Source organism: Fodinibius sp. GM108 (assembly GCF_058386985.1).
Map to the genome: position 1 here is coordinate 372654 of NZ_JBYEIR010000005.1, position 19889 is coordinate 392542.

The window sequence follows — 19889 nt, forward strand, 5'->3', positions numbered from 1 at the left end:
TAGTGCCCTCCTCTATAACTTCAGAAAAATTTATGTGGTCAGACAATGAAGCTAAAGTTGATCTTATCAACGTTAACGATAAAGTAGCAGCTATTGAGGAAATAATAGCCAATCAAAATTTGTTGCCTACTACTATTGGCGTTTTTGGTGATTGGGGTAGTGGGAAGTCAAGTTTAATGCAAATTGTGCAAAATACAGTTGATAAAAAAGAGGGAGTAATAACTATAAGTTTTAATGGGTGGGTATTTGAGGACTACGAGGATGCTAAATCTGCATTGATGGGTAGAATCATTGATGATCTTATTGCTTCAAAGTCACTTTCAACAAGAGGAAAAGAAATCACTAAAAAGTTACTAAAACGGATAAACTGGTTCAGATTAGTAGGACTTGCTGGAAAAAATATTCTTTCAATGTCACTAGTCGGAACTCCTGATAAAGACATTTTATCAGATTTATCAAAAAGTTTTGAAACCGAAGAATTAGAAAAAGTATTAGAAGATCCAGATAGAGAAAGTTTAAGAAAATCAATAAGCGAATTTAGGGAAGACTTTCAAAAGTTGATGAAAGAACTAGAAATCCAAAAACTAGTTGTATTCATTGATGATTTGGATAGGTGTTTGCCAGATACAATCTTGGAAATATTTGAAGCTATTCGTCTGTTTCTATTTGTTCCTAGCACTGCTTTTGTAATTGGTGCTGATGAAAGAATTGTGGAACATGCAATAAAAACAAGGTATCCAACCAACAGTTCAAGACTAGATATTGGCAGAAACTATCTAGAAAAGATTATCCAGTTTCCTATACGTATTCCACCTATGAGTGTTCAAGAAACTGAGACGTATATAAATCTTCTTTTTGCCAAGCTTTATTTAGAGGATGAAGATTTTGATGACTTGTGTGCCTCGGTACTTGACTACAAACCTGAGACGATATTTGATATCGGGTTCAATTTAAATAATTGTGGTGAATTAATTGATGAAGTGCCAGGACAACTAATCAATGATTTAGAAATGTCTCATCAAATCTCAAAAATATTATCAACAGGTTTACAGGGTAATCCTCGTCAGATAAAGCGATTTTTAAACACTATGATCATTAGAATTAAAATGGCAGAAGCAAAAAATATTGAGTTATCAAGAAAGCTTTTGGTAAAGTTAATGGTTCTAGAATATTTCGAACCTACTTATTATAAGAAACTTAGAGATGAGCAATCGAAAAATGATGGCAAACCACCAATCCTTAAGAAATTAGAGTTATTCATTGAAAAAGGAGATGATGAAAAAGAAGATTTAAATCTCAACAATGAAGAACAAAAGTGGCTTGAAAACGACACTGTCCATAGTTGGCTTCAACTTCAACCATCATTAATTGGGAAGGATTTAAGGCCCTATTTTTACTTTTCAAGAGAAGATGAAGGGAACTACTATGCCACAAAATCTCCACTTACCCCAGATATGAAAGAAATATTGTCCCTCTTTATTTCTACCTCTGATGCTGAAACGGAACAAGCATTGAATAAAGTAGACGGGTTATCTCAAAAAGATATAGAGATAGTTTTCTCTGAAATTATGGATAAGATACATAGATCTGAAAGCAAAGAAGAAAGGGTAGGGTACATAAAAATTTGTTCAAAAATGGGTAGCAGAAATAAGTATTTAGTACCAATACTACTTGATAATATTAGGACCTTGTCATCTTCTAAGATGGGATATGCAATTCCAGATATCTTAAGTAATCTGGGAGTACAGACTGGTTATGAGGATGAAATTCGAAATCTATTTGAGAAATGGGAAAGTGAAGATCTGGGTAAAGGATTTGCTACTGCTATTTCTCAAGCTAAACAAAAGTTATAAAATATGGGAACATCAGCAAGCTATAGTGGACCTACTGGAAAAAATCCGTTGCTGCCCAATTGGGCACCTGAACCTGAAGAGGACCAAGATCAAGACCACGAAAATACAGATGAAAATGACAATTCAGTAGAATGGCAGACTCCAAAAAGGAACCTTTCAGACCATATTAACTATGGAAATAATGGGAGTAAAAAGCATGTTGCAAAAGCTTTTTCAAACTTTGTTAAGGCGGGGGGTGGTGTAAAAGGTAGTACAAAGGCATCATATGCGGGTAGATCTGCCGTAAGAAATCTTGGCAATTTTATATCAAGCGCATCTTCAGATTTCACCCAAGCTTTTGATGATCTAAATATAGATCTATCCGGGAAAAATAAGTTTGAGATATTGTCTGAGTTAACTAACTCAATTTGTGATGGGAATAATAATACACGGGAAGACTCAATTGCTAGAGAAGCTGCAGTCGAAGTTTTAAATGATTTATTTGAAGATCAGAATATAGATGAAAATAGTTTAGAAAACTTTGAGAATATTGAAGATGATGATTTAATAGACATTATTGAAAATTTTGTCTCAAAATTTATTTATAAGAGATTTATGCAAATACTAGCTGAAAGGTTGGAGAATAATACAATTGATTCAGATAGGATTGTTGAAATAGAATGGGAGATACGTGAGCTTGTACAAGCTAAAACTGAAGGCACATTCCAACAAGACTCTATCAAGAACATTCAATGGAAAACGGATCAAGGTGAATTAGTAGCCACTAAAATATTCAAAGAAACATATCAAATAATTGAGGATTGGGATGAAGACTAAAGTATTGGCTATAGTAGGAGAGGACGATTACAGCGTGGACGATGTAGATATTAAATTCTATATCGACAATAAAAAAAAGCCCCGTTTATCGGTTAATAGGGTGTGGGAGTTAATTGATAGAAATCACCTGGAACCCTCACAAGATGGAATTGATTGGTTTAGGTTCTCAGCAAGTATATATACTTGCGATTTAAGAATAAGTAGATCATCAGGTTATGATGATTGGACTAGAGAGATTGAGCTACATTTTCCGGTTAATGATATAGATAAATGGAATGCCAGTAAGGATAGGATTGAAAAGTTAGTAGGTTTTTTAACAGGAGATGTTTGGCATTTCGAATTTTACGAGACAGCCTTCAAAAGGCCTTCCAAGCCTCGATATATTAAAACTTATCCAAAGGTAGACACCAATTTAGTTTCGTTATTCTCAGGCGGTTTAGACTCATACATAGGTGTTAATAATCTCATGGCGAAAGACAAATCCATATATTTAGTGAGTCATTATGACAATACTTCTAAGCAACATGCTAAGCCTGCACAAAATAGGTGTATTGAAAATTTATCGGAGATATATGAAGACTGCGAATTTAGACACTTAAATTTTTTTGTGAATGCTCCGAAAGAAATATCTAATATCAGTGAGTCAACCACAAGAAGTAGATCAATAATTTTTATGGGGATTGGTATTTTAGTAGCCTCATCTTTAGGAGAGAAGGGTAAATTATACGTTCCTGAGAATGGGTTTATTGCTTTAAATGTTCCTTTAGGAAATTCACGTATAGGAAGTTTTTCAACTAGAACTACACATCCATATACTCTTGAACTTATGAATCAAGTGATGGATAAACTTAATATTAGTGTTAACCTTGTAAATCCATATTATTATCAAACAAAGGGACAAATGATAGATAGAATGGAGAACAAGGCTAAAGTAAAAGATACACTGGAAAATACAGTATCATGTTCCCATCCCTCTATAAGACGCTTTAATAAAAGTATCGAAGGAGGGGCTGGTCACTGTGGCCATTGTTATCCTTGTTTAATACGAAGGGCAGCAATGAAAAAAAATAATCTCGATGATGGTTCTAGTTACGCATTTGATTTAACTAAAAAAGAAGTTATAGATGAACTTTCTAGTATAAGACGAAAAGATGTAAAAGCCCTGTACAATGCAATTGAACGTGAAAAAAAGTTCAATGCTTCAATCGTACTAAAACCAGGACCAATAAATAGTGGAATATACAATATTGACGGTCTATATAAGATGTATCAAGATGGGTTACAAGAAATTTCAAGTTTATTACCTTAACAATGCCATTTAAAATCATTGATACTCATTTTCATTTAGATTTATTTAAAAATGAAAGCAATTTAGTTTCTAAGATTGAAAGCCAACAAATCTATACTATAGCAGTTACCAATTCACCAACTGTTTTTAAACATACCTACAGCTTATGTCAAGACAAAGAATACATTCGGCCAGCATTAGGTTTACATCCAGAATTGGTTGATCAAAGATATAAGGAAATAGAGATAGTAGAAGACTTCATAAATCACACTAAATACATTGGTGAAGTAGGCTTGGATTATTCAAGGAATACAAGTCAACAAGTTAAGAAGAAACAACGTGAGGTGTTTGCAAAGATACTTGATTTGTGTAGTTCTGCTGGAAAAAAAATAATTACTATTCATAGCCGAAGGGCTGAGGAGGATGTAATTAAAATGATAAAGGACAGTAATAATAATACTACAATTATGCATTGGTATTCAGGAAGTTTAAAGAACTTACAAAATGCAATAGATTTAGGTTGTTATTTTTCTGTCAATTATAAGATGCTTTCTTCACAAAAGGGAAAAAAGATCTTTAAAAATATTCCTCTACATCGATTGTTAACAGAAAGTGATGGGCCATTTACACAGACTATTAATAAAGTTTCAACCCCTCTAAATGTCTCAAATACTTTAGATCTCATGTCGAAAATACTATCCGTAGAAAAATATAATCTTCAAAAAAGAATATATACGAATTTTAAAAATTTACTGGGTTAAATAATCTATATGACTCAAGAATTAAATAGAGTAATTGAAGAGAAAAAGGGGAGGTAGCGGCAAGTATATTAAAAAAAGCTTTGGAAAGATTTGTTAAGGAGTCTATGTGGTTTACAGGTATAGGATTAGCCTTATTAGGATTTTTCACTGCTTTATTAGTACAACTTAAATTAGCTGAGATAGGATCTTTAAATTTTGTTGCAGGAATTGCAATTTTTGCATTATTGATTTCACTAGGATCTGGGTTTATGATTAAATTATATTTAATGAGGAATGATATTGGGAAAAGTTTGAAACCTGAAATAGAGAGTATACTTTTAACTCCTATAAAGAACGAACTTAAAAATATTAGCTGGAAGGATATAGAGGAAAGTACTATTAAAGTAAAAACTGACAAGGGACAGTCTGACCGAATATTAGATTCAATTGTTGAATCTCCACCTAACAGCTTAATTATGATCCAGGTACTTTTCCTATTTATTTCAATTTTAACAGTATCTATATATCTCATAAACTTTCTTCTCTAGAAAGGGCACACCTCAATATGAGAATAATAGACGTTTTAAATTGATAAAGGCATCTTAACCTATCAAATATTAAAGTAGTTGTTTCTCAATAGGGTCTCTCCATAGTAGGCCATGATTAGTTTTTGATAAAAGCGGTTGTCCGTTTTGATAAAAGCGTTTGTCCCTCGATACCCTCGATAATTGCGTTATAGCTGACCAGGAAGTAAGTGTGATATGATGATTCTATTCTATTTTACATAATATAAATTATACGACACAAACTATGGTATTTTATAGCAGATGCTGTTTTATGTCACTTATAGGCTCTTCTTATCTATCATAAATTACGTTTCAGATGAAGCTGTTATCATCTCTCTTCTCTACGGCAATTTCAGTCGGCGGCGAGTTCTTTATTTCAATTGGAAAAATGAACGTTTTCTCACTTCTCCTTGAAATCATCGGATTGTTCGAAATGCCTAAAGATGATTTTCGTTAATCTGAGCTTATTCGTTGCCTACCGAAATCATTCATCATTTTTTTCTATTCCTCAATAAATAATTATGGTAATACTGAAGGATTTCCTCCAAGATTTTCAATATTGAATATTTTTTTAAAAAATTGCTCAACACCCCTTTTATATGCTTAAAACGGCATATTTAGAACTTATAGGAAGGGTGGCTCCAAATTTGCCTTCTAAGCGGCTTAAAATATTTACTAATGGTATGCCATTCCTTTTTTACGTCTTTTTCCTATAAATTCTACTATCATTCATAAAAACAGTCAATAAATGAGAGTGAAATAGTAATCTTCAAGTGTGCGGCGAAAAGAGTTCACAGATGTTTGAAAAGATAGATACTCCATTGAACCAACACTAATCCTAAGTGCCTGACTCTTAGGGTTGAACATTCGGAACTAACTACATCATAAAGAATTGAAAAACTGTTCTAATTTATTTTAGGATGGATTAATCTAATTTGGATCTCAAAAAAATCCCATTATACTACTAATGAAATAAATAGATCAAGAGACAGGCTTCATCAGGATAAATTTTTAAAATATCTGAGATCTTATGAAGAACTACAGAAATATTATCCCAATATTAGTCAGTGCTTCGATATTCTTGTCGTTTACTTCGGTACAAGGTCAAACTGTGATGCAAAAACTAAAATCGAATAGTGAAACGACGGAATTTGCAAAAGCACTTGAACAAACCGATATCGATGACCGCTTAAATCAATCAGGTCCTTTTACGTTATTTGCTCCTTCAAATAGTGCTTTTACAAGAATTTCATCTGTTCAACAAAATAATGACAACCTGTTACTGAATCATATTTTTACCGGTCTGGCTACGAAACGGAGTCTTTCGGTAATGTCGGAGGTTACCTGCTTAAGTGGCCAAAATTTAAAAATTGAAAGAAATGGACAGGATATTTCAATAAACCAGATACGAATTGTAGAAGCTAATATAAAAGCTGATAACGGTGTGATTCATATCATCGATGGAGTTATTAACTAATCAATTCCGCAGATCACATTTAAGCTTCTGGGAATCATGGAGATAGAGATATCACCTTTAGCTATTTGAACGATTTCTCCATCGGCATGAGCTTCAATATTATCTTTTAACCGGAGGGTTATTTCTTCCACTTTTTGGGACCTGAAATGTGGAATCCAATAAGGTTTTTTTATTAAAAATAAAGGTAATAAGAGTGGAATCAGCCACTTCTGAATGGGAGATATAGTTATAAAGTTTAATTTGCCGTCATTCAAAGAGGCATCCGGTGCTATCCAGAAAGCACCGCCCTCTACCCTTCCATTTGCAAAAGTTGCCATTATGAGCTCGCGTTGAGACTTGTCACGTTCTGGCTGCTTGATAGTCAAACTGAATATATCATGATCTTTTGTGGCTTTAAGTGCCGCTACTGTATATCGCAAAAATGAAGGCCAATGACTCTTCTCAAAAGCATAACGATTCGTGAGACCGTCAAATCCCAGGCCAAACGTATTTAAAAAGATACGATCGTTATATCTGCCGACATCAATATTAATGGTATTACCTTCGAAAAGTATTTCAAGTGATTGCTGAATGTCTACAGGAATATTTAGTGATTTACAAAGGTCGTTACCCGTTCCCATCGGTATAATTCCCAGAGTTTTGTCGGTATCAATGAGTTTTGAGGCTATTTCCTGGACAGTTCCGTCTCCGCCGCAAGCAACAAAAACATCAAAATCTGCCCATATTTGCTCAACTAAAGCGCTGATGTCTCCTTTAACTTCTGAGCGAAAGAGCTTGGCAGCAGGTAATTGTTCAATTAATTTTTCTAAAACTGGAAGTTGGGATTGTGATCGGCCTGATCTTGCCGCTGGATTATATATGAAGGCGTAGCGTTTCACGAAATCGAATTGTCGAGATAACGGGCTACGATATCCAAACAGCGGTGGATATCATCCACAAAAACACGTTCGCCTTTTTGATGATATGGATAAATAGCCGGCTCCAGGGCTACAGATACCACCGGCTTCTCTCCTTTTTTATTGAAGACTTCACCGTACTGCAGGTAATCATTGGTGTTATTGTCTATTTTTATCTTTGGCTCAATAGATATGAATTTTCCCACTGTTTTCTCTGTCTGCTCGATAAGCTCCGGAGTGGGTTCCAGACCATTAAGCTCCCAGTGTTTTGAGTACAAAGCTATGCCTTTTTCACCTTTAAAAAGTGGTGTGGTATCCAATGTTATCACTTCCTCGGGAACTAAATCCAGTGACAGGCACCGCTCTGCAATCTTTCTTGCTCCCATACCGTGGTAATAACCCTCTCCGTTATTTTTTAACAGCACAGGATGTTCTTTGAGGCCTTTGCTCTCTTCCATTTCGGAGAAGAAAAAAAGCAGATTCGGCCAGCTTCTTTCTGCTGCAACTTCTGCCAGTGTCAGCATCATGCCCAGACCTGCGCAGTCATCCATAGCTCCTTCGATATAATCTTCTGTAATCTCTACAGGAAGTTTATCGGGATAGTCATGCCCATAGTGATTGATTTTATCCAGGTGAGCCGCCAAAGCAACGATCGACCGATCCGTCTTTGCGCCAACCTGAAAAATAAGGCTGTTGCCGTCTACTTGTATCTCTTTTGTTTGGGGAATATCGTCAAAAACGGATCGGATATACGGGTGCAAACGTTCTTCATACGTGCTAAATGACGGGACACTAGCGGTTTTTTTAATATGTCTGACAGCTTGATCTATCATTAAGAATCAGAAGTAAATCTAATATTAAATGTGCCGTCATCTTCGGCTTGAATATCAATTTTATCAATAACAGCATTCACACTCAATGGTTCGTAAAGGTGCGGGAATTTTTCTCCGGTTTCTTTTTCTTCTTCATATTTGATTTGATCTCTGATCATGGAAACGTCGATTACAAGCAACAAAATTTGATTCTTGTCAGGATAAAGCCGATTGGCTGCTTTCTCCAACTGACTACCCGTTACAAATGATATAAATCCTTGATCTTCAAGGGATTGGGGTTCATAGGTTCCAGTATCTTTATACTGATTCCATTCGTCTCGGGTAGTTATATGAAACAATAAATCTTCGCGCATAAATAAGTAAGAATAATTTTAAAACTAATATTTCAATTATGAATAAGCTAAATGTAGTAAGGCATCTCCTTTATGGACTACGGGCGCAAAGTTAAGCCCTATAACGCGTCCATCGTATGGACACGAAGCTTTAAAACGCTCACTGCCGTACGGATCGGTAATGTAGCCCAGCACTTGCCGTTTCTGAACTCTTTGTCCCAGTTCTACCTTGGGCTGGAAAAGTCCGGCATGCTTTGCCCGGATCCATGTGGTGGAGTGAAAAAATTCCGTTTCATGCTTGGCTTCGGGAGCTTCTTTTTTCATTCCCAGATGTTTCATTAGCCGCAAGGTTCCGTTAATGCCTTCTTTAATACCAGGCTCATCAAAACGAGTAGACTCACCAGTTTCGAAAACCAGAATATGCTTTCCTTTGCTGTGAGCTGATTTCCTGAACGATTTATTAATAAGCGAGGAATGAATGGCAATAGGCGGATTAAATGCCGCGGCCAGCTCTCTTTCTTTATCATTATTGAGCAGACAGCGAATTTGGGGATAGTTAGCCCGTGCGGCACCTCCTGTATGGAAATCAATCCCATAGTCGATTTTGGGGACAATTTGATTCATTAGCGTATACGCCAGCAGGCGCGCCAACGATCCGCCTTTGATTCCCGGAAAGCTTCGATTGATATCTTTACCGTCTGGCAAGCCGCGTACATTTTGAATAAATCCATACACATTCACCAGCGGAAGTGCTATGACACTACCCTTTTCCGGCATTAACATCTCTTTGGCAACCATCCTGCGGATAATTTCCACGCCGTTTAGCTCATCCCCATGAAGTCCGCCCGTGAGCAAAAGTACGGGTCCGTCTTCTTCAGCCCGGAAAACATGCACCGGCATATCGATGTTAGTGTGCGTGGGTAGCCGCGCAATATTGAGCTGTATTTCTTTGTGTTCCCCCGGTCCTATCTTGTGATCATTGATCGTAATACTATCAGGCATTCCTTTGGATATTTCGTTGTTTACGGGGGTTATTTTTTGCTTCGACAGCTCGGCGCTCTACGAACGAGATAATGCGACCGGCTATATTTTTACCGGTGGCTTTTTCGATGCCTTCAAGGCCAGGTGATGAGTTAACTTCGAGCACCAGTGGTCCACGTTCAGACTGCAACATATCAACGCCTGCAACCGACAGTCCCATTGCTTTGGTGGCAATAAGTGCTGCCTTACGCTCTTCTTTAGTCAGCTTGATAAGTTCGCCGCTGCCCCCGCGGTGGATATTGGAGCGGAATTCGCCCTCCACTCCTTTACGTTTCATGGCTCCTATTACCTTGCCGTCGACAACAAAAGCGCGGATATCTTCGCCCTTGGCTTCTTCTATAAATTCCTGGACAATCACCCGTGCTTTCATACTGTGAAATGCCTGAATAATGGATTCAGCAGCTTTAAATGTAGGAGCCAATACCACACCTACGCCCTGTGTACCTTCCAAAAGTTTCACGATCAGTGGCGGACCGCCAACAGAGTCTATAATCTTTCGAACTTCGGTAGAATAGTTAGTGAATACTGTCTTGGGCATGCCTACTCCGGCCCGGGCCATGATCTGCAGACTTCGAAGTTTATCGCGAGAGCGAACCAGTGCCTGTGATTCTACCGCTGTAAAAATATTCATCATTTCGAATTGACGAACCACTGCGGATCCATAAAATGTAACAGAAGCTCCTATTCGTGGGATGATAGCATCAACGCCAGCCACTTTGGTACCTCGATAGTAAATACAGGGATTATCTTTTTCACTGACAATATCACATTTTAGGTGATCTAAAACCGTAGCGTCATGATCAGCCTCCTCAATAGCCTCAACCAGCCGTGATGTCGAATAGAGTTTAGAATTTCTTGAAAGGACAACTATGTGCATATAATGATTTTATATTTTTGATTCTTTCATTTCTTTTTTTGAGATGTACTTCCGAGATACATCAACCAGAAAGCGACCTCTCAGCAGCTTGCGCCCCACTAATACGGGATATTTCATTTCCGACCGGTCGGTAAGCGATAGCTCGGCTTTCAGCAGTTTGTCAAAAAGTCTTACCTTCGCTTTTATCACAAACCGTTCTTCTGTTTCCCCGTTCGAACTTTTAACCACTTTTGTCCGGTGGATCGGCAGCTTAAACAACTTATCATTATAAGTTTCGTGGGATGGATCAAGCAGATTGAATTTTACAAACTGTTTGCCTCCCTCCTCATATGCTTGAATATGGTGGCAGTGCAGGCTTGACGTATATGCTCCGGTATCAATCTTAGCATCGATATCAAACAGATCCCATTCCGGAAAATCGATCGTTTCAAGCCGTCCGATAGTTTTCAATTTTCGATTTTTGGATGCCATAAGTGCCTGATTTTTGTTGTATCTGGAATCACCTAAGTATACAAGTTATTCCGCTTTGTATCATCTGAATGACTCATTAAATCATTCCAATTTGCTGTCTGTTTTTTGCTATTTTGGAATAACAAAAATCACACAGAAGATTCCAGAATCATGAAAAAAAATTTACCGATTACCATTCCGGTTTCTTCAATATTTTCCATACTTGTAGTTTTTGTCATCAGCTGTAGCAGTACAGAGCCTCTTCAACAGCCTCAAACAGCAGAGGATCATGATAGTGAGCACCGTACTACCAATGCTTCTTTGTGGATGCAGACTGCTGCCGAATACAGCGCTCTTACTTCTATGATTTATAAAACGGCCGCATCGAATCTTGCGATGGCACTTGAAGATTCATATTGGACAGCTTATCCCAACCAGAAAGCCAAAAATATACGCAAGAAGCCGCCGGCAATTATTGTTGATGTGGATGAAACTGTGCTTAACAATTCGCCATTCCAGGCGCGAATGATTTTGCAGAACAGCGATTTTGATCCCGAGCAATGGAATAGCTGGGTAATGGAAGCACAGGCCGATGCGGTGCCCGGTGCCCTGTCTTTCCTTGATCGTGCAGCGGATAGAGGTGTAGCGATTTATTACTTGACGAATCGTGAAGCTAAAGTTGAATCCGGCACCCGTGAGAATCTTCAAAAGCTGGGGTTTCCGCTTTCGGAAAGTGAAGATCGGATATTGAGCAATAATGAACGTGAAAATTGGACTTCTGCCAAGACCGAGCGACGTGCTTATGTAGCGGAAAACCATCGTATTCTGATGCTCTTTGGTGACGATCTCAATGATTTTGTTTCAGCGAAAAATATATCACGACTTGAACGCCAGAAACTGGTTAATCAAAATAAGGATAAATGGGGCCGCCAGTGGTATATGCTGCCGAATCCGGTGTACGGATCATGGGAAGATGCTTTGTATGATTTTGATAACTCTTTGTCACCCAGTCAAATAGATAGTATTCGGACCGAGAGGTTGGAAACGAAAAATTAGTTAATAATAATAGAACACAGATGAGGCGGATCCAGCAGATAACCGCAGCTAGAAGGTGAATTACACGAAGGTAACGTTATGGACGGACAGGTGTCCGATCTACATGAGGCAAACCGGAAAACTGGCAATGACATCTTTCCTCGAGAGTCGTAGGCCCCTCATAACTTTAGCGACGTGTTGAAATTTCTGTCCCGATAAAAGGACCAATGATAAATACAACGTCCTTATGCCTCTTTGTTCTGTTACTGTTTTTGAATGAGCAAATCCCGATAGCCTTCGGGACCAGAAAACCACTGGAACCATAAAAAACTCACCGGCCCTATGGAATGCCACATTGTGGCCCTCCGAGGTATCGGAGGATTCCACGGGGCCAGCGCTTTTTTCGTCTATTTTTTGGCGACAAAAAATAGACAGTAAGGTTTTGTTAAAGATGTGGTTTTTAAGATGAGTAACAGAATCTTTTAATGTATACCGTGATTCCCGCCTATGGTTTGGGTAATAATGATGAACTTAAGAGAGGATAAATAAAACATCCCGACAGAAAAATACTCTGCCGGGATGCTCATGTTTGGAAATTATAGAGTATGCACTATGTTTCTCTGTTTTGTTGGCGTTCACGAACTAACATTACGCCTAGTGCAATAGCCAAAAGTATGGTAGCGCCCAAGAGCCAGACCAGCCAGTTGGTTGATTCAGGCTCAGCATTCTCTCCCCAAATTTCTATTTTCTCGTTGATTGTAGCCATTTGATTTCTTTCCATAATGCCTGCATCTGACAAACTACCGGATGCCTGCAGTTCAAGCTGGCTCCAAAACTCCTCAAAATTTTGATATCTATTGTATTCAGCTTCCGAGGAGCCTTCTTTGCTTTCTTCTATTTGTTTATCAAGATAATTACTAATGGAACTGTACATCTCATCAGATGTGTCAAAACCACTGACACCGATATTCCTTTGAACCAATGAATCTCTGATAGCAGACACAGTTTGATTTTCTAATGACTGTCTCCACTGATCAATGTTATTCTCGATTTCCGATGCCAGTTGATCAGCATTTTCACCGGCATATACTTCCGTGATTTTATCACCCAGTCGGTTCCACATATTCTCAAACTGTTGCTGAACTTCCGCCATCCGGATAAAATCCTGAAGAGCAAGACGATCGCTATTCCGCTCAATTATATTGATGTTTTCAGCAGAAATATCACGGATCATTTCCAGGGCATTACCCGATTCAACACGCGATCGCTCATCTTCCAGTTCCTGAATCTCTTCCAGATCCATCTGCTGGTAAGCTATTATCATCGAATCAATAAAAGCCGAAATAAGCTCATCGCGGTCTTCCAGGTTCTGGCGATATTCACGCACCATTGCAGAAAGCTGTTTTTCGCTTTGAATAGATTCTTCCATCGCCCGTTCCAGGGAATCAGTTCGCTTGTTCAGCTTCTCCATATTTTGCTCGTATTCGGAGACCTGTGACTCTAACTCCTCTAGTTTTTGCGTCTGTTGCTGGATCTTCGTCACCTGCTCTTTAACTCTAACCGAGTAATTTCTCAACTCTTCCATCCTCTCCTCGTAAGTATTTGGATAAAGTACTTTGTCCAATAAATCAGAATGCTCGCTAAATTTTTCATCGAGCTCTTTCACCTCTTCGATCAAAGCTTCGGCGCTATCAGGTGAGGAAACCTCAGCCATCCTTTGTTCTATTTTAGCATATTCCTGTTTAAAGGATTTCTGAATTTCATAATCCGATTGCTGTTGTTGCGCGACAGCTGCTGCTGAGAAAAGGCCGAATAATAGTGTCAATAAAGATATGCGTAATTTCATAACTGTTCGTCTTCTCTTTTAGTCATTTCGGATTCATCTTGCTCTATCCCATCGGGTGTGATCTGCCAGGTTTCACCTGTTTCTTGGTTTAGCAGTTGGATATACGACATCCGCTGATTGAAAGCAGGACTCTCTAGTCCACCTTCAGAAATAGCAATCTTGTTTTCAAGCTTCAGTTTCCCCTCTTCAGGCGACATCACGTAAACGTGAGAATAGTCTGGCGCGGTAATGTAATAGTATCCTTCTTGTCCCCTGATAAGCCGTATTTCTTCGGTAGTAACAGAAGAGGTGTCTTCAGTTTCGGCATACTGCAACGGCATAATGCTGAACTTAATCCCGTGCTGCGGATCTTCGACCATGCCGTTCTCATTCGGCTCCAATACCGACTCGACCGACTGTGAATAGTCAACTTTGCTGATAACCATCGATTGCTTACAACCCATCGAAAATAAAACCAGAGCAGCAGCAAATATGGCTACAGTATATAATTGGTATTTCATATTACTACTTTTTATTCAGATTAACGTACAATACTGTTCTTATTAATTATAGAGGATGAAGAATAATTTGTTCCTTTAAGCCTTTTTAATACAGGTTGCAGGTTACGGGTCGCCGGTTGCGAAAAGCTTGTAAGTAGTCTCTCGCCTAATTTCTTATAACCAATAACCATTCACAAACACCCTTCAGCCACGTACAGCTGTCGGGGCCGATGCTTTTTCGAAGGGATGATTTATAACTGCCAAATTAACAGTTAATGCTCTCTCTACTTTATCATAGGATGATATACTTCGACAATATTTAATCCAGAGAGATGAGAATATCTTTCTTGATATCAGCAGGCAGTTTATCGCGTCCCTGAAGGGCGGCCAGTTCCACGATAAAAGAATAGCCTACAACCTCACCGCCGAGATTTTGAACCAGCTCCGTAGCAGCTTTGGCAGATCCGCCGGTGGCTATCAGATCATCATGGATAAGGATTCGTGCCCCATTATTAAAAGCATCTCTATGCATCTCGATGGTATCTTCACCATACTCGAGTGCATAAGTGGCCGAGATCGTTTCAGCAGGCAGCTTTCCGGGCTTGCGGATGGGCACAAAGCCGGCATGAAGATCCTGGGCCAGGTTGGTTCCAAAAAGAAATCCGCGGGATTCTAATCCAACAACATAATCGATATCCATATGCCGGAACGGACGTGCCAACACCTGTGAGGTAAGCTCCAGCGTATCTGCATTGCGAAGCAGCGGCGTGATGTCCTTAAATTGAATACCAGGCTTCGGAAAGTCGGGAATATTTCGAATGTTCTCTTTGAGCAGCGAAATTATTTCTTGTTTTACCTCATCCATAAACTGTATCTTCAGATTTAAATTCGGAACCGATAATAGTTATTTACAACGCAAGGAAGCAAATTTAATGGACAATAATATTCCCGGCACGCAGAAACATCTGCGATTTATGCAACAGGCATTTTTTTTGGCCGAGCAGGCTTATGAAGAAAAAGAAGTACCGGTTGGGGCGCTGGTTGTTAAAAATGAGCGTATTATCGGTAAGGGATATAATCAGACTGAGCGGCTTAACGACTCCACGGCTCATGCCGAAATGCTGGCGCTTTCTGCGGCTTGCTCTACCCTGGGAGAAAAATATCTGACTGATTGTACGATGTATGTCACCCTGGAGCCCTGCCCTATGTGTGCCGGAGCACTGGTATGGTCGAAAATTGACACTGTTGTTATTGGTGCATGGGATGCAAAAGCGGGTAGCTGTGGCAGCGTTTTTAATCTTGCCTCAAATAAAAAACTAAATCACCAAGTTAATGTTATACAAGGATTTATGGAAAGTGACTGTGAGTGGATTCTAAAGAAGTTTTTTGAGGAGCGGCGGGGATCAGACGGCAGACGGGAGATGTGAGACGGTAGATGGCAGACGTGAAGGTTGGAGGTTTCAAATTAGAAGCTGGAAATTCGAGGTGGGTAATGAGTAATGAGCAGTTTGGAGAGAAAACAGAGTCGGACAATACATTTTACTATATCATGTTGGCGCCGATTATTGTCCTTACGCTGGGACTGGTGTTCATTCAGATAACTGAAACGCCCTGGCAGCTGGTATCAGGTTCGGCTGCTGTAGAAATAATTTGGGGCATTTTCTGGGGCATAATCACTTTTGGTGCTGTTATTATTCTGACACGCTTACCAATCTCGAGATCATTGCGTGAAGTTTGTCGAGAGCTGCTTCCGCTTTTCCAGAATATGGGAATATGGCAAATTATGCTGATATCGCTGGGTGCCGGCATCAGTGAAGAGCTTTTATTCCGCGGATTTCTGCAACAATGGCTAACGGGCTTTTACTCCATTGAAATAGCCATTGGATTGGCAGCCGTCGTTTTTGGATTATTGCATTTTCTTACCTTCAGCTATTTTCTCCTGACTACCTTTTTAGGCGCAGCGCTGGGTGTAGCCTATTATCTTAGCGGCAGCCTGTTGCTGGCAATAACCTGGCATGCCGTCTATGACCTGCTGGTGCTTTGGGTGTTTAATCAGCGTCCCCAGTTATTGGCTCTTGAAGGAGAACAGTGATCCCTGTTGTCGGTGGTTTAAATTTGGAAAACAATAGTCATTTAACGCTCGCTTCCCTTCCTCTTTTTACTAATTCCCCTTATAAGGGGAATCTCACCGACTTAGTAAGGGGAGACATCTTCTGATAGTAAGGACAATTGGATTTCCATAGTAAGGCAGATAAATTTCTTTGCTTCCGAGTTAAGATGTAAAAACGACCTTTATCTTATAAACACTGTACTAGCGCCTCCCTATGCTTTTTGATTCTGTACTTTAACATTCTGGAACCCAGATATCATAAGTTATATTTCCGACAATAGAAGTACATAGACATAGTAAACTTTCATTTCTAACGGGGTTGGATGTGAAGCAGGGTGTTATTTTCCATATCAATAGGTGATTGGATAACACTCCCCTTGTTTTTGATGACGTGGGCCCCGTTAGAAATGGGTGTTTTGCAAGTCATTCTTTAATCGGTTACGGAGATAGCGTTTGCCCATTCCGGATTTTAGATAGCGCTCCCGGTTTAAGGCATCCGACTTGCTTCGGCAACCTTCAAAGTAGATTAGACTTAACGGTCGTCGATGCTTGGTGGATTTGCACTTCCCTGTCCGATGCTCTTTGATTCGGTGCTTTAAGTTCTGTGTAAATCCGGTATACCATTGGTTATCTTTTCGGCTTAGAAGTACATAAACATAATAAACTTTCATTTCTAACGGGGTTGGTTGTGAAGCAGGGTGTTATTTTCAATATCAATAGGTGATTGGACAACACTCCCCTTGTTTTTGATGACGTGGGTGTAAATCATAGTAGTTTTTACATTTTTATGCCCTAATAACTCCTGAACCGTACGAATATCGTATCCATTTTCCAGCAGATGAGTTGCAAAGCTATGCCGAAGTGTGTGACAAGTCGCATGTTTTTTTATCCCACTCTTTGTGACTGCCTGTTTTATTTTTCTTTGAATCATTGAATTGGAAATATGGTATCGATGTTTTAAACCAGAACGGGGATCCTTTGAGCGTCGAGAAGAAGGAAACAGGTATTTCCACTTCAACTTTTTGGCAGCATCAGGATATTTTTTTGCCATAGCTTTTGGTAGCAGTGTTTCAGGATAACCATCCGCGACATCCTTTTTATGAAGCACGCGGACTTTTTCAATTTGCTCCCGCAATTGTTTTTTGATGGTTTGCGGCATAATGGTAATTCGATCTTTTTTACCTTTGCCGGAGCGAACATGTATTTGATTATAGCTAAAATCCAGGTCCAGAACTCTGAGCCTGAGGCATTCTGAAATTCGCAGCCCCGAACCATAAAGTAGCTGAGCTACCAAGAGAGATATTCCACTCATACTATCCAGAAGCTTTTGCACTTCGCCGGGCGTTAAAACAACAGGGAGTTTTTCAGGTGTTTGAGCTCTCTTGAAGTTCATCATTTTCTCGAGGGGCTGATGCAGAACGTGCTTATACAAAAACAAAATAGCACATAATGCCTGATTTTGGGTTGAGCCCGCTACATTTCGATCTTCTGCCAGGTAGTTAAGGTATTTCACCACATCGTTTTCTGACATTTCGGATGGGTGCCTGAGGTTGTGATATTTTACAAAGCGGACTATCCACTGAGTATACGCTCTCTCTGTACGATAGCTATAGTTTCTACGCCGAATTTCCGTTCGTAGCCGGTGAAGCAGCGAAGGTTTTGACATAATATGGTTGCTTACTGGGACTTGATTTACTAGTAAGACCCAAAAAGATGCCAATCCTTACAAAGAATATTATGTCAACATGTTATATCAACAAAAACCTTCTCTATGCATGATAATATCCGGCAATAACACTCATACTTGCACTTTGAACGATTTATTAACAAACTAGCGCCTTGCACAATAATATTATTATGTACGAGGCTTGTTGACATAAGTATAGGTTATACCTACTGAGGTAAATTCATCAAACATGGCTACCAAATCTGAAATACTTTTCAAACAACATTGTAAATCTAGAGGTGTATCCTGTCATAAAATTCCGACTGAGGACAAAAAACAGAATCAGACTCCTGATTACTACTTTTACATCGATCAGCAAAAAATTATCGCTGAAGTAACTTCCCTCAACAAGAATGAAGAAGAGAGAAAAATGCTTGAGGAAAAGGGAGACAAAACAATTGGTCATTTCCCAAATACTGAAAAACGCCTAAAAAGGAAGATCAAGAACAAATCCAAACAATTAAAAACAAAAACTAAAGATAAGTATCCTGGTATCATTGTGATTTATGATGACAGATTGCCTTTTGGGTACCTGTTTCCAGATGATATTCGATTTGCAATGTACGGCAACGATACCGTTGAAATTGCAGTGCCAAATAATCCCAATTTAGAACCTGTTATTACAGCTGTAAAATTTGGTGGTGGGAGAAGAACAAATGCTGATACTGGAACTTACATCAGTGCAATTGCCCATCTAAAAGAAACAAGACCAGGAGAAACTAAACTGGATTTATTCCACAATTTTTTTGCTGACAATCCACTTTCCCATGATTTGTGTTGGAAATTTGCTGATCGACAATTTAAAATCGATGATCCTCATCAGGGGAATCAAAAAAAATGGAAAGCAGTGAACCAGTCACAGTAGGTATAACCCGCGCATTAAGCGGACAGGCCTCGCCAAATCTTGCCAACCTCTCTTTTTATAGTTACTCTTTCATTTGTAGACAATTTCAACACGTTTTCGCCTGCAGCTTATGCGCAAGGTCGTTAGGTGCACTGCCTAACAAAATTTTAACAAACTATTTACTATGAAAACTTTTCATCTTGCATTTGCTACTTTTGCCATATTATTCACTTTCATTGCATGCTCTAATTCATCAGAACATGAGAATCAAGAGCCCTCAATTACGGAAGAAAATGTTACCCTCAGTATTTCTTCCTCTAATCCAGATAGTACAGTAATATTTGAAGCCATAAATATTGGTGAGTGGAATGGTTCGGCTCCTGCTGATTCACAAGCGACTCCATTCGAGTTTACTGTAAGTACAACTAATTTTTATGGTACTTTTCACAAGTTAAAAGGGAATAGCTCATTGATTCTTAAATTAGTTGCTCAGAAGAATGGAGAAACTACTTGGGAGACCGAAAAAGAATTCAACCAAATTTCCCAAGTTATACTTGACGGTAACTTTACATCAGTTGAAGGCAAATAAATACATAGCGTGCACCTAACCCCTTTAAAAAGGAAATTGTCAAGCAGACAGTCCTCACCTAGTATTCGTCCCTTCATTCCATAAATCCTTG

22 protein-coding genes are annotated in these 19889 nt (G+C 39.0%); 11 read left to right on the forward strand and 11 right to left on the reverse strand.

Going from position 1 to position 19889, the window contains the following annotated elements; genetic code table 11:
- The first annotated feature begins 32 nt into the window (after nucleotides 1–32).
- From ACT3ID_RS11770 to ACT3ID_RS11795, 6 genes are all read left to right on the forward strand, one after another.
- The gene (locus ACT3ID_RS11770; RefSeq protein WP_491542234.1) at nucleotides 33–1853 is read left to right on the forward strand and encodes a KAP family P-loop NTPase fold protein; all 1821 of its coding nucleotides are present in this window, start codon (nucleotides 33–35) and stop codon (nucleotides 1851–1853) included.
- A 3-nt stretch (nucleotides 1854–1856) separates the two neighbouring features.
- Nucleotides 1857–2669, forward strand: coding sequence for a Qat anti-phage system associated protein QatB (locus ACT3ID_RS11775; RefSeq protein ID WP_491542235.1), 813 nt, complete (start codon nucleotides 1857–1859; stop codon nucleotides 2667–2669).
- Nucleotides 2659–3978 (forward strand): Qat anti-phage system QueC-like protein QatC, encoded by a 1320-nt coding sequence (qatC, locus tag ACT3ID_RS11780; RefSeq protein WP_491542236.1) that lies wholly within the window; start codon nucleotides 2659–2661, stop codon nucleotides 3976–3978. Before ACT3ID_RS11775 ends, qatC begins: the two co-directional genes overlap by 11 nt.
- Nucleotides 3979–3980: 2 nt before the next feature.
- Nucleotides 3981–4718: a Qat anti-phage system TatD family nuclease QatD gene (gene qatD / locus ACT3ID_RS11785; protein WP_491542237.1), complete on the forward strand. Its 738-nt coding sequence runs from the start codon at nucleotides 3981–3983 to the stop codon at nucleotides 4716–4718.
- Between the two features lie 80 nt (nucleotides 4719–4798).
- Complete coding sequence (locus ACT3ID_RS11790; RefSeq protein ID WP_491542238.1) at nucleotides 4799–5245, forward strand: hypothetical protein; 447 nt, start codon at nucleotides 4799–4801, stop codon at nucleotides 5243–5245.
- A gap of 1048 nt (nucleotides 5246–6293) precedes the next feature.
- On the forward strand, nucleotides 6294–6740 hold the full coding sequence (locus ACT3ID_RS11795) for a fasciclin domain-containing protein (RefSeq protein WP_491542239.1): 447 nt from the start codon (nucleotides 6294–6296) through the stop codon (nucleotides 6738–6740).
- On the opposite strand, the gene ACT3ID_RS11800 is transcribed toward ACT3ID_RS11795, so the two are convergent.
- The 6 genes from ACT3ID_RS11800 to ACT3ID_RS11825 are packed head-to-tail and all read right to left on the reverse strand — an operon-like array spanning nucleotide 6737 to nucleotide 11190.
- A complete protein-coding gene (locus ACT3ID_RS11800; protein ID WP_491542240.1) occupies nucleotides 6737–7618 on the reverse strand; it encodes a diacylglycerol/lipid kinase family protein in 882 nt (293 codons plus the stop codon). The two genes, ACT3ID_RS11795 and ACT3ID_RS11800, sit on opposite strands and share 4 nt — an antisense overlap.
- Complete coding sequence (locus ACT3ID_RS11805; RefSeq protein ID WP_491542241.1) at nucleotides 7615–8469, reverse strand: M28 family peptidase; 855 nt, start codon at nucleotides 8467–8469, stop codon at nucleotides 7615–7617. The genes ACT3ID_RS11800 and ACT3ID_RS11805 overlap by 4 nt, the downstream gene beginning before the upstream one ends.
- On the reverse strand, nucleotides 8469–8822 hold the full coding sequence (locus tag ACT3ID_RS11810) for a DUF952 domain-containing protein (RefSeq protein ID WP_491542242.1): 354 nt from the start codon (nucleotides 8820–8822) through the stop codon (nucleotides 8469–8471). The genes ACT3ID_RS11805 and ACT3ID_RS11810 overlap by 1 nt, the downstream gene beginning before the upstream one ends.
- Before the next feature lie 36 nt (nucleotides 8823–8858).
- Complete coding sequence (locus ACT3ID_RS11815; protein ID WP_491542243.1) at nucleotides 8859–9803, reverse strand: succinylglutamate desuccinylase/aspartoacylase family protein; 945 nt, start codon at nucleotides 9801–9803, stop codon at nucleotides 8859–8861.
- A complete protein-coding gene (rimK, locus tag ACT3ID_RS11820) occupies nucleotides 9796–10719 on the reverse strand; it encodes a 30S ribosomal protein S6--L-glutamate ligase (protein ID WP_491542244.1) in 924 nt (307 codons plus the stop codon). Before rimK ends, ACT3ID_RS11815 begins: the two co-directional genes overlap by 8 nt.
- Nucleotides 10720–10728: 9 nt before the next feature.
- Entirely contained in the window at nucleotides 10729–11190 is a 462-nt protein-coding gene (locus ACT3ID_RS11825; RefSeq protein ID WP_491542245.1) for an ATP-dependent zinc protease family protein, read from the reverse strand.
- A gap of 150 nt (nucleotides 11191–11340) precedes the next feature.
- Here ACT3ID_RS11825 and ACT3ID_RS11830 point away from each other — a divergent pair, with 150 nt between their 5' ends.
- Nucleotides 11341–12225, forward strand: coding sequence for a 5'-nucleotidase, lipoprotein e(P4) family (locus tag ACT3ID_RS11830; protein WP_491542246.1), 885 nt, complete (start codon nucleotides 11341–11343; stop codon nucleotides 12223–12225).
- A gap of 589 nt (nucleotides 12226–12814) precedes the next feature.
- Here the strand turns inward: ACT3ID_RS11830 and ACT3ID_RS11835 are convergent.
- From ACT3ID_RS11835 to ACT3ID_RS11845, 3 genes are all read right to left on the reverse strand, one after another.
- The gene (locus ACT3ID_RS11835; protein ID WP_491542247.1) at nucleotides 12815–14050 is read right to left on the reverse strand and encodes a hypothetical protein; all 1236 of its coding nucleotides are present in this window, start codon (nucleotides 14048–14050) and stop codon (nucleotides 12815–12817) included.
- Nucleotides 14047–14550 (reverse strand): hypothetical protein, encoded by a 504-nt coding sequence (locus ACT3ID_RS11840; protein ID WP_491542248.1) that lies wholly within the window; start codon nucleotides 14548–14550, stop codon nucleotides 14047–14049. The genes ACT3ID_RS11835 and ACT3ID_RS11840 overlap by 4 nt, the downstream gene beginning before the upstream one ends.
- Nucleotides 14551–14848: 298 nt before the next feature.
- Nucleotides 14849–15394, reverse strand: coding sequence for an adenine phosphoribosyltransferase (locus tag ACT3ID_RS11845; protein ID WP_491542249.1), 546 nt, complete (start codon nucleotides 15392–15394; stop codon nucleotides 14849–14851).
- 67 nt (nucleotides 15395–15461) lie between these two features.
- Here ACT3ID_RS11845 and tadA point away from each other — a divergent pair, with 67 nt between their 5' ends.
- Nucleotides 15462–15956 carry a tRNA adenosine(34) deaminase TadA gene (gene tadA / locus ACT3ID_RS11850; protein ID WP_491542250.1) on the forward strand — a complete coding sequence of 165 codons (495 nt, stop codon included), beginning with the start codon at nucleotides 15462–15464 and terminating at the stop codon, nucleotides 15954–15956.
- Nucleotides 15957–15964: 8 nt separating this feature from the next.
- The gene (locus ACT3ID_RS11855; protein WP_491542251.1) at nucleotides 15965–16621 is read left to right on the forward strand and encodes a CPBP family intramembrane glutamic endopeptidase; all 657 of its coding nucleotides are present in this window, start codon (nucleotides 15965–15967) and stop codon (nucleotides 16619–16621) included.
- 419 nt (nucleotides 16622–17040) lie between these two features.
- Here ACT3ID_RS11855 and ACT3ID_RS11860 read toward each other — a convergent pair whose 3' ends face one another.
- Both ACT3ID_RS11860 and ACT3ID_RS11865 read right to left on the reverse strand, forming a co-directional pair.
- The gene (locus ACT3ID_RS11860) at nucleotides 17041–17310 is read right to left on the reverse strand and encodes a GIY-YIG nuclease family protein (protein WP_491542252.1); all 270 of its coding nucleotides are present in this window, start codon (nucleotides 17308–17310) and stop codon (nucleotides 17041–17043) included.
- Between the two features lie 2 nt (nucleotides 17311–17312).
- Entirely contained in the window at nucleotides 17313–18305 is a 993-nt protein-coding gene (locus tag ACT3ID_RS11865; protein ID WP_491542253.1) for an integron integrase, read from the reverse strand.
- Between the two features lie 250 nt (nucleotides 18306–18555).
- Here ACT3ID_RS11865 and ACT3ID_RS11870 point away from each other — a divergent pair, with 250 nt between their 5' ends.
- Together ACT3ID_RS11870 and ACT3ID_RS11875 are read left to right on the forward strand one after the other, a co-directional pair.
- Nucleotides 18556–19230, forward strand: a complete 675-nt coding sequence (locus ACT3ID_RS11870; protein ID WP_491542254.1) for a hypothetical protein — start codon at nucleotides 18556–18558, stop codon at nucleotides 19228–19230.
- 163 nt (nucleotides 19231–19393) lie between these two features.
- Nucleotides 19394–19798 carry a hypothetical protein gene (locus ACT3ID_RS11875; RefSeq protein WP_491542255.1) on the forward strand — a complete coding sequence of 135 codons (405 nt, stop codon included), beginning with the start codon at nucleotides 19394–19396 and terminating at the stop codon, nucleotides 19796–19798.
- Nucleotides 19799–19889: the final 91 nt, after the last annotated feature.

Coding starts and splice junctions, on each gene's coding strand:
- ACT3ID_RS11815 (WP_491542243.1), bottom strand. CDS start 9,803: ATGCCTGATAGTATTACGATCAATGATCACAAGATAGGACCGGGGGAA.
- ACT3ID_RS11830 (WP_491542246.1), top strand. CDS start 11,341: ATGAAAAAAAATTTACCGATTACCATTCCGGTTTCTTCAATATTTTCC.
- ACT3ID_RS11775 (WP_491542235.1), top strand. CDS start 1,857: ATGGGAACATCAGCAAGCTATAGTGGACCTACTGGAAAAAATCCGTTG.
- ACT3ID_RS11835 (WP_491542247.1), bottom strand. CDS start 14,050: ATGAAATTACGCATATCTTTATTGACACTATTATTCGGCCTTTTCTCA.
- ACT3ID_RS11795 (WP_491542239.1), top strand. CDS start 6,294: ATGAAGAACTACAGAAATATTATCCCAATATTAGTCAGTGCTTCGATA.
- rimK (WP_491542244.1), bottom strand. CDS start 10,719: ATGCACATAGTTGTCCTTTCAAGAAATTCTAAACTCTATTCGACATCA.
- ACT3ID_RS11865 (WP_491542253.1), bottom strand. CDS start 18,305: ATGTCAAAACCTTCGCTGCTTCACCGGCTACGAACGGAAATTCGGCGT.
- ACT3ID_RS11845 (WP_491542249.1), bottom strand. CDS start 15,394: ATGGATGAGGTAAAACAAGAAATAATTTCGCTGCTCAAAGAGAACATT.
- ACT3ID_RS11875 (WP_491542255.1), top strand. CDS start 19,394: ATGAAAACTTTTCATCTTGCATTTGCTACTTTTGCCATATTATTCACT.
- ACT3ID_RS11870 (WP_491542254.1), top strand. CDS start 18,556: ATGGCTACCAAATCTGAAATACTTTTCAAACAACATTGTAAATCTAGA.
- ACT3ID_RS11810 (WP_491542242.1), bottom strand. CDS start 8,822: ATGCGCGAAGATTTATTGTTTCATATAACTACCCGAGACGAATGGAAT.
- ACT3ID_RS11825 (WP_491542245.1), bottom strand. CDS start 11,190: ATGGCATCCAAAAATCGAAAATTGAAAACTATCGGACGGCTTGAAACG.
- ACT3ID_RS11770 (WP_491542234.1), top strand. CDS start 33: ATGTGGTCAGACAATGAAGCTAAAGTTGATCTTATCAACGTTAACGAT.
- qatD (WP_491542237.1), top strand. CDS start 3,981: ATGCCATTTAAAATCATTGATACTCATTTTCATTTAGATTTATTTAAA.
- ACT3ID_RS11840 (WP_491542248.1), bottom strand. CDS start 14,550: ATGAAATACCAATTATATACTGTAGCCATATTTGCTGCTGCTCTGGTT.
- ACT3ID_RS11860 (WP_491542252.1), bottom strand. CDS start 17,310: ATGAAAGTTTATTATGTTTATGTACTTCTAAGCCGAAAAGATAACCAA.
- tadA (WP_491542250.1), top strand. CDS start 15,462: ATGGACAATAATATTCCCGGCACGCAGAAACATCTGCGATTTATGCAA.
- ACT3ID_RS11855 (WP_491542251.1), top strand. CDS start 15,965: ATGGCAGACGTGAAGGTTGGAGGTTTCAAATTAGAAGCTGGAAATTCG.
- ACT3ID_RS11805 (WP_491542241.1), bottom strand. CDS start 8,469: ATGATAGATCAAGCTGTCAGACATATTAAAAAAACCGCTAGTGTCCCG.
- qatC (WP_491542236.1), top strand. CDS start 2,659: ATGAAGACTAAAGTATTGGCTATAGTAGGAGAGGACGATTACAGCGTG.